Here is an 11,416-nt window from a genome sequence, read left to right as displayed (position 1 = left end):
ACGGACGTCCATTCATGGGCATAACGTAATGGATACAATGGCGATATTGCAAATGACAATACCGCCATGAGTACCACTGAGCTTCCGGACCTCAAGCTGCTTCAGCTTTTCGACCTGCTTTACGACGTGCGAAGCGTCACGCGCGCCGCAGAGGAGCTCGGGCAAAGTCAGCCGACGGTCAGCATCTGGCTGGGTCGCTTGCGCGAGCATTTGCAGGACCCATTGTTCGTTCGCACGCCGGGCGGTATGACGCCCACGCCGCAGGCTGACGCGCTGATCGGGCCGTGCAGGGAAATTCTGGAGTCGCTGCGCCGGTTCGCTGCTTGGGAGATCTCGTTCGATCCCGCCACCGCCAAACGACGCTTTCGTATTTGCATGACGGACGCGAGCCACATTACGCTGCTGCCGCGAATGTTGGCGCATTTGCGGGCGCAGGCGCCGGGCGTTCGGCTGGAAGCGGCAAGGATCGACGGCAATACGGAGCGGGCGCTCGAATCCGGCGAGGCGGATCTTGCGATCGGGCACGTGCCATGGCTGGGGGGCGGTATGTACCAGCAACAGCTTTATATGCAGGACTGGGTATGCCTTGCGAACCGCAATCATCCTCGCGTGCGTGCGCGGCTGAGTCTGAAGCAATACGGCAGCGAGGGGCATGTCGTCATTGCGGCTGGCACGGGCGGCCAACTGCTCGAACAGGCGTTATTGCGCGAGAACATCGAACGCGACGTCGTGCTCGAATTGCCCGGCTTCCTCGGACTCGGATCGATCATCAAGTCGACCGATCTGATCGCTACCTTGCCACGGCACATTGGCGAGACGCTGGCGCGGACGAACGACGTCGTGGTCCATTCGTGTCCTTTTCCGGTAGACAGGTTCGCGGTGCGCCAGCACTGGCACGCGAAATACCATCACGAAGCCGGCAATCGATGGCTGCGCTCGGTCGTCGCGGATCTGTTTCTCAATGGGAGCAGACGCTAGCTGCCGAGGCTGCTGCGGACGAGGACAGAGAGCATTCGCACTGAACCAGATTCTCCGCCTTCATCGGCTTCGTCAAAAAGAACCCTTGCACGAAGTCGCAGCCTGCGTCGCGCAGCGCATGCAGCTGTTGATTCGTTTCGACACCCTCGGCCGTTACCTTGATGCCGAGTTCGTGCGACATCTGAATGATGCCCCGGACGATCGACGCGGCCGCCGAGTCGCGGCCCAGCCTGGCCGTGAACGAGCGGTCGATCTTGACGATGTCCGGCGAAAAATCGGCCAGATAGCGCAGGCTCGAGTATCCCGTTCCGAAGTCGTCGATGGCGATGCGCACGCCCAGGCGCTTGAGCGCCATTAGCGTTGCCTGCGCGAGTGAGGGGTTTTCCATCAACGCGCTTTCGGTCAGTTCGATCTGCAGGCAGCGCGGCGGCACCCGGTGTTTTCGCAGCGCCTGGTCGACTATCGCGACCAGCGAGTCATCCCGCAACTGACGCGCGGACACGTTCACCGACATCGACAGCCCTTTTTTGCCGGCGGCCTGCCAGACGGCGAGTTGAGCGAGGGCCGCGTCCATGACCCATGCCCCGACTTCGACGATGAACCCGCTTTCCTCCAGGATCGGGATGAAGCTGCCGGGACCCACCAGACCTCGCGCTGGATGATTCCATCGAACCAGTGCTTCGACGCCTTTCACCGTCAGAGAGGCCGGCTCGTGAATACCCTGGAAATGCAGCACGAACTGGTTCGACGCCAGCGCCGTGGGCAGATTGCACTCCAGTTCGAAATCTCCGAGCACATCGCTGGACGCTTCGTCGGCGAACCGGAAGCCGTTGCGGCCGCCTTTTTTCGCCGCATACATCGCGATGTCCGCGCTCGTCAGCAGCGCCTCGTGATCGCGGCCATGCTCGGGATAGATGGATATGCCGATCGACGCCGTGACGAACGGCGCGGCGTGGTCTTTTCGAACGTCGCTTGAAAACAGGTTCAGAAGAGACTGCGCGAGGCTTGCCAGCGTGACCTTGTCGCTCTCGCCCCTGACGATCACCGCGAACTCGTCTCCGCCGAGGCGCGCGACACAGGCATCCGGCGGAAGCGCGCCCTGGATGACTTTGGCGATGTCCTGCAGCAGACGGTCAGCGGCCGTATGGCCCAGCGTATCGTTGAGGACCTTGAAGCGGTCGAGATCGACGAACATCAGACCGAAGGCGACGTTCTGCCTGCAAAGCTTCTTCATGTGGCGGATCAGCGCGCCGCGGTTAGCCAACCCCGTCAGCCCATCGGTGTAGGCCAGATGGTCGAGTGCCGCCAGGCGTTCCTGTTCCAGCGTGATGTCCTCGCTGACGCCGACGATGCGCACCACGTTCGCGGAGCCATCGCACACGGGGTAAGCCGTGCTTCTGATCCAGCGCAGGCAACCGTCCGGGCGGCGGATGCGGTATTCGAAGCGGCCTTCCGACACTTCGGACGCGATGCGGTTCATCTCGGCGAGCAAAGGCTCCAGATCCTCCGGCACCACGAGGTCGAGCCACGCCGAAGGCCGGTTGCTGAGCTCTTGAGGCGTAATGCCGAACACGCGTTCGACCCCCGCGCTGATGTGATGACAGTGTTCGAAATGCGAGCTATACGAATAGAACACGAGCCGGACATGCAACTCCATCTCATGCATCAGCTCATCGCGTTCGCGCAGTGTCTTCAACAGTTCCGATTGCTGGGTGACGTCCTCCGACGCACAAAGCAGCGCGGTCACCGCGCCGTCGTCGCCTGTTACTGGCGTGAGCGTCGAGTTCCACCATTTGGTGCGCCCGCGCGTCGTCGCGCAGCTTCCCGTGAACGATGTGCTGTTGCCGGCGGCGGCGCCCGCCAAAGCCTGCTCGGCCGCCGCGCGGTCCTCGCCGGTCCAGAAAGCGAGCCAGTCCGCGCCGGACAGTTGCTCCGGCGACTCCGCTTCCATCAACATCGCGCCATGCTCCGACACCCGCAGCATTTTTCCGTCGGTAGAGAGCACCTTCAGGCAGTCGCGATTCGCATGCAGAAGCCCGCTCGCCAATGCGGTGGCGGCGCTTTGCCGCGCGTGATCCAGGCCGAGTTTGCGACGAACGATCGCGAGGCCGGCGACGCCGGACATCATCGACAACGCAACACGTAGAGTAGTCGCCGCTTCACTGGCCGCTTGATGCACGAGAGCGCCGACGCCAACGCCGGCAATGACGGCGATGCAGAGACTCGTCAGCGGTATGGTCCTGCGTTGACCATACCGCGACAGGAAATAGGAAAGAAACTGCTGGTTGCGGGCTGACCAGCCATTCGGGTGTGCGTCGCTATCGACCCGGGACTCAATCGGGTTGGGTTTATTGGGGCACGAGGCCGCTTTGAATCTCACGCTGTTCTCCGACTACCGGGTGGAGCGACGGCTCGAACGCTGCGAGCCGCCTCACTTTTACGATTACGGTAGATTTTCACGAATCTTTAATGCGGGGAAACCAGCGGGAGCCGCGGATCGCATCGGACCGGGACGAGTTGCGCACCTGTCAGTCTTCGCGAGGCTGGACCTGCGCGAATTGACGAATGCGCTCCGCAAGAGCGGGTATGCCCGAGTCGCGAGCGACATAATGAGCGACCTGTCGGGTGGCCAGATCGATGGTCACCTGGTCGTCCGGGGTTTTCGTATTGGGTCCGTCGACGGCGGGATGGTATTCGATGCGCAGCTGCCTCGCGTTGGCGACGAGCCGTAAATAGCCGAAGTTGCGGTCGTCGTAGCTTTCAAGGACGACCGCATCGGTGTCTTTCGACGCGGCCTGGATCAGCTGCGGCGCGCGAAGGGGCGGCTGTCCGTTGGTGGTGAGCCGCTGCACCTCGTGACCGCCGTTGCCGCAAACGATGTAAGGGATGTGGGTGCCATCGGAACGGGTTCGCGTAAAGCGCTGATAGTTGTGCGCGTGTCCCGCGAGGTCCGCATGCGGCCAGATACCGACCTCATCGCAAACGGTATCGATCTGCTGTTGCATTTCCACGCTCCAGCCGTGACGCCCGCGCGCCACATACGGCGGATGGTGATGCGCGAACAGCAGCGCGCCTCGATAGTTCTCTTTCTTCACCCGCAATAACGCCGCTTTCAGGAACTTCAGCTGACTGTTGCCGATGTGACGGTCCGCGATCACACCAGGGTCCTCGAGCGTATTGCTATACAACGCGATGATGCGCACGAACGGCGCCTCGAACGTGAAGAAAACGCCTGGCTGAATTTGCGCGGTCCGCGAAAGGTGGCCCGCGTCGGGAGAGACCTGGAAGCAGTCGGAGCAGAAGTTCCTGAGAAACGCCTGCAGGCTTTTCTCATGCTTCAACGGCGAAACCATTCCGTCGTGGTTGCCGGCAGCGGCGAGAATCGGCGCATGATAGTTGCGATACGGTTCATAGAACTGATCGTAGTAGTACTGCGCCTCGCCAAAGCTGTAGACGATGTCGCCCAGCAGAAAGTTGAATTGCGGCACCTCGGCGGGATCGGCTTCGTCGAAGTCGCTGACCATCTTGTCCGAGACTTCGTTCTGGGTGGACGGACCTTTGGTACTGCCGCAATCGCCGGTGGCGTGAAAGACGATCTGTCCACTCTCGCTGATCGTATCGAGCAGCTTCTGGTTGTTGTTCACCACTTCGGCAAACGTCAGCCGGGGCTCGGTGCCGCCGCGCGGCGGCGGAAACGGCAGCGCCTTCAGCTTGTGCTCGCGGTTCAGTTCGTCGATGACCTTGTAGGCCGCGGTGTCGGATGCGTGCCTGACCACGAAAGTTTGCGGGTCCGGCGTGGGCTGCGGTTGCGAGAAAACCGGCGCGGCGAGAATCCTGCTACCGCGGTTGCCGCGTGCGGCTGGCGATTCGTCTGAACGCTTCTTCGGCATGTGCAATCCTCCTTGATCGTCGAACGGGGAGCGGCCACGCGGTTGTCGGCGAACCGTCAGCATGTGGCGGCGCCGTCCGTGGCCGGACGCACCGTTCAGACGAACGTAAAACGAGGAAGTTCAGATACGGTTGCCGTTGCGCAACCCGTGCGGCGCGAATTGCGAAGCATCGTTTTCACATACGAAAGCCGGGTTCGAGGTGAACACGCGTCTGGTTACGACGGCACGAACACGCCCACCGCCGCCAGCGCCATCGCGAGCGTTGCGAGCCATCCTCCCCAGGCCAGCACGCCCTTGACGGCGAACTGTCCCATGACCCGCCGGCTTCGCGCGATCAGCATCATGACGACCATGATCGGCACCGCGGTAATGCCATTGATCACCGCGCTCCAGTAGAGCGCACGGATAGGGTCGAAATGCATGAAGGTGATGGCCACACCGCCGACGATGGCCAGTGCGATCACCGCATAGAATTCGCGCGCGAGCGTCAGATGCAATGCCAGACTGCTACGCCAGCGAAAGCTGCCCGCGGCGGCGTAGGCGGCCGAGCCGGCGAGAACCGGCAGTGCGAGCAGGCCGGTGCCGATGATACCGAGCGCAAACAGGACGTAAGCAAAACGCCCGGCAAACGGCTCGAGCGCGCGCGCGGCATCGGCCGAGGTTTTCACTTCGATGTGATGCAGATGCAGCGTAGCCGCCGCCGTCAACATGATGAAAAATGCCACGAAGTTCGACACGCCCATGCCGACCCAGGTATCGAAGCGGATTCTTCGCAGCTGCGCGGGCGCCTGGTGCGGCACGCGGCGCAACGGCGCCTGTTGCGGTGCCGAGCGCATTTCTTCGACTTCCTGCGACGCCTGCCAGAAGAATAGATACGGACTGATCGTCGTGCCCAGCACCGCGACGATCATGGTCAGATAGTCCGACGTCAGCGAGATGCGCGGCAACACGATCGCGCGCGCGACTTCGCCCCAAGGGATCGGCACGATGAGAGCGACCGCGACGTACGCAAGAAGCGATAGGGCGGTCCACTTCAGAATCCGCGCGTAGCTTTCGTAGGGGACAAAAATCTGCAGGATGACCGAGAACGTCCCGAGGCAGACGACATAAAGGTGCTGCGGACCTGGCAGCAGCAGTCCGGCCGCGGCGCCCATCGCCGACAGGTCAGCGGCGATGTTGATCACGTTTGCCACGACGAGCAGGGCGACCGCGCCGTACAGCAGCCACGCCGGATAATGCACGCGGATGTTCGACGCGAGGCCCTTGCCGGTCACCCGGCCAATCTGCGCGCTCACCAGCTGGATCGCGGTCATCAACGGATACGTGATCAGGATCACCCACAGAAGGTTGAACCCGAACTGCGCGCCTGCCTGCGAATAAGTGCCGATGCCGGAGGGATCGTCGTCGGCCGCGCCCGTGATCAGGCCAGGGCCCAGGCGTCTGATCCAGGATCGCTCGACGGGATCGCGTACGGCGGATTCCGGCTCGATCAATTTATCGTCGTTCATATATATGTCACCTCGCCGCCACATTTAGCAAATTGCGGGCCCGGGGTGTTCGTGGCGGCGTTGCGCGGCTTCGGCAAGCAGATGCGAAGCGCGGCTTCGGTGGAAATACGCGGAAATACTGGCTTCTACAGGGAACGAACGAACTTCGGGCCGTGCCGACGGACACCGTCACCCATGATGCGCAGGAGTCTTCGTCTGCAATTGGATCAAGTCGATTGCGTAAAGCAATTCTTCGAGCACGATGGGCTTGGCAACGATGGCATCGACCTTGCCAGCGAAACTGGCTGCGTCTTCCGGCCGCGCCAGCGCGATGATGCGCGGCTTATCGATGCTTGTATCGAAGCTCTCCACGAACCACAACGCTGTCGTAATCGAATTGACGGGAATGTCGAGAATGATCAATTGGCGCGATGGCTCGAGCCATATTTCATGCCAATGGTCGAAACCGAGCGCTTTGGAGCGTCCATATCCTTTTACATTGAGCAGAACACGCAAAGAATCCCGGACCGCCTTGTCGTGCCCAACGATGACGACCGCGCCGAGGCATTGTGATGGTCTCTTCACGGCGTGGGCCGTTGCGGCCCGCAGTTGCCACTGGCAGCGCTGCCATTGCACCCGGGTCAATTCGTAGTCGCGCTGCGCTCTTGACAGCGCATTCAGCGATGTTGCCGGGTTACTTCTCAACTGTTGCAGATCGCGAGTCGCCTGGTCCAGTGCGGTGCAGGCGACGCAGAAGGCGAGCTTGTCTTCTGCCGTCGGTCCCGGATTCGAAGATGACACGCCGCGTTTCTCCCGAGCCGGTATGCACGTTTTGTGCCGTTGACCTTGCTCATTCCCGCAGCATAGGGCGGCGGGGCGCAAAATTCCAGGCGCGGTTCAGTTCATTCGCGGCTTGAACGCATACTGCTCGATCTCGCCGCCGCGTGCGACCACCGCCGTGCTCTCGGGGATTTCCTGCCAGATGCCCGGCAAGTCGGAGAGCGGCTCGGACAGCACGAGAAACGCGTTCTCGCCGGCCGTCCTGATGCGCTCGTCGTCCGGATACAACTCGCGCAGATGACGGAACGACGTGCTGTGAAACAGCGAGCGCGACTGCCCTTCGCTCGAATAACGGACCGCGATGATCTGCTCGCCGTCGGTCGCACACACGGTCATGTTCAGCGGTTCATCGATGCCATGCCGGCGGCCGGTGGCTTCGACGAAGCCGACCATCCGTTCGAGCGCGGTGACCGGCGTGAGCTCCAGCCCGAAGGACAGCGCGAGAAAAAACAGCACCTCGGAATCGGTCGAGCCCTCGATGGAGGGGAATAGTTCGGGGTCGATCTGCACCATCAGATCGCGGCGCACCTTCGGGTAGTTGCGCACCAGCCCGTTGTGCGCGAACAGCCAGCGGCCGTGGCGGAACGGATGACAGTTGGTTTCCTGCGACGGCGTGTCGGTCGCCGCGCGTATATGCGCAACGAATAGCGGCGAATGGATCGCCCGTGCTGCCTCGCGTAGATTGCGGTCGCTCCATGCGGGCTGGATGCAGCGGTAGCGAAACGGAATGTCGGTGGGATGGCCATACCAGCCGATCCCGAAACCGTCGCCATTGGTGGTGGTGGCGCCGAGCCGCGAATGCATGCTCTGATCGATCAGCGAATGCCGGGCATTGAACAGCACGGTTTCGAGCTGAAGCGGGTTGCCGGTATAAGCGAGCCAACGGCACATGATTGCTCTCCTGTCGGTTGCGCATCACAAACCTACACCACCGCGCGGGCGGCGTTTGTAGGACCAAAGTCCGATTGAGGGAGACTTGACGCATGTCACCATAGATGGAGACGTTGAGTGTGCCAAGGAGCGTCCGTGCCGGGCATCAAGGCAGCCCTTCAGGCACGAAGCGGACGTGGTCCGCAGTTTGTCCGTTTCAAATCCCCTTCGCGACCTTGCGCCGACCCACTCCGATAGAGGCAGGACGCACATGAGCCATCTCCTGGACAGGTTACGTTACTTTACGGCCCTCCGTCCGCAGTTTTCGGATGGTCACGGTGCTGTCACAGATGAAGACCGGCAATGAAGATGCTTACCAGCCAACGCTGGCAGCACGACAAGATAGTTCGTTCCACTCATGGCGTGAACTGCACGGGGTCCTGCTCCTGGAAGATCTATGTCAAGGGCGGCATCGTCACCTGGGAAACGCAGCAGACGGACTATCCGCGGGGTCGGTGCTGCGGGCGGTAGGCGGAGCGCTGGCCGATCGCCTCGGCGCCCATAGCGTGACGTGGTAGGGACTATGCGTCGCGTGGATCTGCCTGTTCCAGCTGTCGTATCCGCCGACCGATTTCGTGATTCACACGATCGACGGTACCGCGAGCATTCACCTGCGCGTAACCGTCTATGCGTTCGTTGCGCTGGCGTTCCTGCTCGGCGCGGCTTTCGCGTTTGGCATCGCGTCGAACTTCAAGTACGTGGCCGACGATTTTACGGAGATCATGGGCGTCGTCACCGGGATCGTCGGGCTTGCAGGGGGCCTGGGCGGATTCCTGCTGCCTATAATCTTCGGCATCCTGCTGGATTTTTTCAGGGTGCGTTCGACCTGCTTCATGATCGTTTACGGGATCGTCTGGGTTTCGCTGATCCTGATCTATCTGTCGGATGTGCGGCATACACCGGTTGCGGGTTCTGTTGCCTGACCGTGTTTGCCAACGCGCAGTGCCGAGAATCGCGCAGGCTGCAGGCTTTGCCTGCCAGCCTGCTTTTTTGCTGATGGAGGTGCCCAATGAAACGCCGTGAACTGTTGGTTGCGCTGGCCGCAGGCGCGCTCGCCGAGGGTTCTACCAGCCTGGCGCACGGAGCCGAGGCGAAATTCACCGATCAGATCGAGTTGCCCAAGCCCAACCTCACAGGCACGGTGTCCCTCGAGGAAGCCATCGCAAAGCGCAGGTCCGTGCGCAGATTCGCGTCGAAGCCGCTGCCGGTCGAGGTCATCGGCCAATTGATGTGGGCCGGGCAGGGCATCACCAGCTCGGACGGCAAGCGTGCGGCTCCGGCGGCCGGCGCTTTGTATGCGCTCGAACTGTACGTGGTGACTGCTACGGAGGTGATGCACTATCTGCCGCAAGGCCATCGGGCAGAGAAGCGCGCCAGCCACGACCTGCGCCCCGAACTGCGAGCGCTTGCGGTCAATCAGGCGTCGGTCGAGGCGGCCCCGGCCTTGCTCGTGGTGGCCGCCGACCCCAGCAGGCTGACCGCGAGATATGGCGGGAGAGCCAATCTGTATGCCGATCTCGAAGTCGGGCATTCGACCGAGAACATGCTGCTGCAGATCGTCGCGCTGGGGCTCGTCGCCGTGCCCGTGGGCGCCGTCGACGGCGCTCCGGCGGCGCGCAAGCTCGGGCTGCCTCGCGGCCAGACCGTCCTCTATCTGATCCCGGTAGGCTATCCGGCCTGAGTCGTTGCGACAGGCGCGATGCGTTCGATCAAGCCTTGGCGAGTTTTACGGTCTCCAGCGCCGTGCGGTAATCGGCCAACGCCTGGGGCTGTGCTCGCTTTGTTGCACGACCGGCAGTAGCGTATCGACGCAGTCCAGCGCGTCCGTCAATCGCCCGAGCACGATCAGCGAGCGCGCCGCATCGAGACGACCGTGAAACATCGCGTCGCGCGGTCCGGCCCGTTCCACCATGTCGATGAGCTGTCCCATCTCGGCCTTGACGCGCGCTCGGTCGATGGGCCAGTGGCGGTCAATCCAGTTCCGAAGTGCGCGAACCAGCACCACGCAATCGTCGTACTCACACTGCAAGCTATCCATTGCCACCCTCAGCCGTATCGCGGGTCGGCCTGACCGAGCCGTTCATTGGGGGAACAAACCCTCTGCGTCTCGCCTGCGCATTAGTATACGAAGCAAGCGGCGCGCCACGTGTCGCCGATGCTCTCTTTCGTTACTAGAGCGGGGCTCGGCCATGTTCTCGCAATTCGGGCTCGAAGAATATCCATCGGGCGGAGGGAAAGCGCTCCTTCAATTCGTGCTCGAGGTGGTTGATCGTGCGCACCATGTCGTTCGCACTGTCGTGCGGTTCGAGTTCGGCCTGAATCGCAATCACCAGATCCTCCGACCACTTCAAGGCGATCAGACTGACGATGCGACGGACTTCGTGGCGCTCGCTGAGCCACGCGCGCATCTCCTGGCGTATGCGCTGGTGCGCCGATTCACCGACGAGAAGCGATTGAATCTCACGCATCGAGAACAGAGCCGTGACCATCAGCACGACGCCGACGCCGACACTGCCGAGCGCATCGTAAAGCGGATTGCCGGTGAGCACCGTAATGCCGATCGCGATCAGGGAGACGAGCACGCCCGTTACCGCGGCGACATCCTCGCTGACCGCGAGCATCACGGACGGCCTGCCGCTTTCCCTGAACCATTTCAGTAGCCCGCCGGCGCGATGGCGGGGTTCGATCGTGCGAATGGAGGCTCTGAGAGCGACTGCCTCGATCACGCCGGACACGCACAACACGGCGATCGCGAGCAAAGGCTGTTCGAGCCGTGAGTGATGGATTGCTCGAAAGCCGCCGATCACCATCGACGCAACGCCGCCGAAGATGAAAAGCTGCAGCGCCACCAGCATTGCGTAGACATAGGTCGCGCGACCGAAGCCGAGTGGATGTTGCTCGTCGGGCTCGGCTCGCGCGGCGCGATGCCCGACGAGCAGCGCAATCTGGTTCAGACAGTCGGCGCTGGAGTGTACGGCTTCGGCGAGTGCGGACCCCGAGTTGGTGTAGAACGCGACGGCGAACTTGCACACGGCGACAGCGATATTCGATGCGAGGGCGTAGTAGACCGCCCGTGGCGCAGATATGTGCCGCCCGGACCTGGCCCTCATGAGCCTATCTCCTTGTTCGAATCGAAAATGGGCGATTCCCGAGCCTGGAGATTGAACAGCATAAAGCAGGCCTCGAGACGCTGGTCGATTACAGGGGAGTCCAACCGATCAGGCGTCCGTTGCGGTGTGCGAGCTGGAACATTCCCATCGGCCCTCTGTCACCTCTGTTGAGGAACCAGAC

The 11,416-nt window shown here is 62.1% G+C and carries 9 protein-coding genes and 2 pseudogenes; 4 read left to right on the top strand and 7 right to left on the bottom strand.

Features of this window, described 5'->3' with window-relative positions; translation table 11 throughout:
• The first annotated feature begins 66 nt into the window (after positions 1-66).
• Complete coding sequence (locus tag QFZ94_RS04455; RefSeq protein WP_429455710.1) at positions 67-978, top strand: LysR family transcriptional regulator; 912 nt, start codon at positions 67-69, stop codon at positions 976-978.
• Here QFZ94_RS04455 and QFZ94_RS04450 read toward each other — a convergent pair.
• The 5 genes from QFZ94_RS04450 to QFZ94_RS04430 all read right to left on the bottom strand — a co-directional run bounded on the left by QFZ94_RS04450 (position 959) and on the right by QFZ94_RS04430 (position 8,086).
• On the bottom strand, positions 959-3,358 hold the full coding sequence (locus QFZ94_RS04450) for an EAL domain-containing protein (protein ID WP_429455709.1): 2,400 nt from the start codon (positions 3,356-3,358) through the stop codon (positions 959-961). The genes QFZ94_RS04455 and QFZ94_RS04450 overlap by 20 nt on opposite strands.
• A 148-nt stretch (positions 3,359-3,506) precedes the next feature.
• Positions 3,507-4,868 (bottom strand): metallophosphoesterase family protein, encoded by a 1,362-nt coding sequence (locus tag QFZ94_RS04445; RefSeq protein WP_429455708.1) that lies wholly within the window; start codon positions 4,866-4,868, stop codon positions 3,507-3,509.
• 215 nt (positions 4,869-5,083) lie between these two features.
• A complete protein-coding gene (locus QFZ94_RS04440) occupies positions 5,084-6,376 on the bottom strand; it encodes an NRAMP family divalent metal transporter (RefSeq protein ID WP_429455707.1) in 1,293 nt (430 codons plus the stop codon).
• Between the two features lie 168 nt (positions 6,377-6,544).
• Complete coding sequence (locus QFZ94_RS04435) at positions 6,545-7,156, bottom strand: response regulator receiver protein (protein WP_429455706.1); 612 nt, start codon at positions 7,154-7,156, stop codon at positions 6,545-6,547.
• A 96-nt stretch (positions 7,157-7,252) separates the two neighbouring features.
• Complete coding sequence (locus QFZ94_RS04430) at positions 7,253-8,086, bottom strand: class II glutamine amidotransferase (RefSeq protein ID WP_368581747.1); 834 nt, start codon at positions 8,084-8,086, stop codon at positions 7,253-7,255.
• Positions 8,087-8,336: 250 nt separating this feature from the next.
• Between QFZ94_RS04430 and QFZ94_RS04425 the strand changes: the two are divergent.
• From QFZ94_RS04425 to QFZ94_RS04415, 3 genes and pseudogenes are all read left to right on the top strand, one after another.
• Positions 8,337-8,581, top strand: a pseudogene (locus tag QFZ94_RS04425) (nitrate reductase); the annotation flags it as partial.
• Positions 8,575-9,048 (top strand): annotated as a pseudogene (locus QFZ94_RS04420) (MFS transporter); the annotation flags it as partial. The pseudogenes QFZ94_RS04425 and QFZ94_RS04420, both read left to right, overlap by 7 nt.
• An 86-nt stretch (positions 9,049-9,134) precedes the next feature.
• Positions 9,135-9,806, top strand: coding sequence for a SagB/ThcOx family dehydrogenase (locus QFZ94_RS04415; protein ID WP_410849367.1), 672 nt, complete (start codon positions 9,135-9,137; stop codon positions 9,804-9,806).
• 45 nt (positions 9,807-9,851) lie between these two features.
• Here the strand turns inward: QFZ94_RS04415 and QFZ94_RS04410 are convergent, their stop codons facing one another.
• Positions 9,852-10,163, bottom strand: a complete 312-nt coding sequence (locus QFZ94_RS04410; RefSeq protein ID WP_429455705.1) for a hypothetical protein — start codon at positions 10,161-10,163, stop codon at positions 9,852-9,854.
• A gap of 133 nt (positions 10,164-10,296) precedes the next feature.
• Positions 10,297-11,235: a cation diffusion facilitator family transporter gene (locus QFZ94_RS04405; protein WP_429455704.1), complete on the bottom strand. Its 939-nt coding sequence runs from the start codon at positions 11,233-11,235 to the stop codon at positions 10,297-10,299.
• Positions 11,236-11,416: the final 181 nt, after the last annotated feature.

The organism is Paraburkholderia sp. JPY465, from assembly GCF_050436725.1.
Lineage (GTDB): Bacteria > Pseudomonadota > Gammaproteobacteria > Burkholderiales > Burkholderiaceae > Paraburkholderia > Paraburkholderia youngii.
Note: the sequence above shows the minus strand (reverse complement) of the source record. Positions and strands in the feature narration are given on the sequence as shown.

Excerpts from the sequence above, each read along its gene's own strand:
- QFZ94_RS04445 (WP_429455708.1), bottom strand. The coding sequence starts at position 4,868 with ATGCCGAAGAAGCGTTCAGACGAATCGCCAGCCGCACGCGGCAACCGC.
- QFZ94_RS04430 (WP_368581747.1), bottom strand. The coding sequence starts at position 8,086 with ATGTGCCGTTGGCTCGCTTATACCGGCAACCCGCTTCAGCTCGAAACC.
- QFZ94_RS04410 (WP_429455705.1), bottom strand. The coding sequence starts at position 10,163 with ATGGATAGCTTGCAGTGTGAGTACGACGATTGCGTGGTGCTGGTTCGC.
- QFZ94_RS04455 (WP_429455710.1), top strand. The coding sequence starts at position 67 with ATGAGTACCACTGAGCTTCCGGACCTCAAGCTGCTTCAGCTTTTCGAC.
- QFZ94_RS04405 (WP_429455704.1), bottom strand. The coding sequence starts at position 11,235 with ATGAGGGCCAGGTCCGGGCGGCACATATCTGCGCCACGGGCGGTCTAC.
- QFZ94_RS04440 (WP_429455707.1), bottom strand. The coding sequence starts at position 6,376 with ATGAACGACGATAAATTGATCGAGCCGGAATCCGCCGTACGCGATCCC.
- QFZ94_RS04415 (WP_410849367.1), top strand. The coding sequence starts at position 9,135 with ATGAAACGCCGTGAACTGTTGGTTGCGCTGGCCGCAGGCGCGCTCGCC.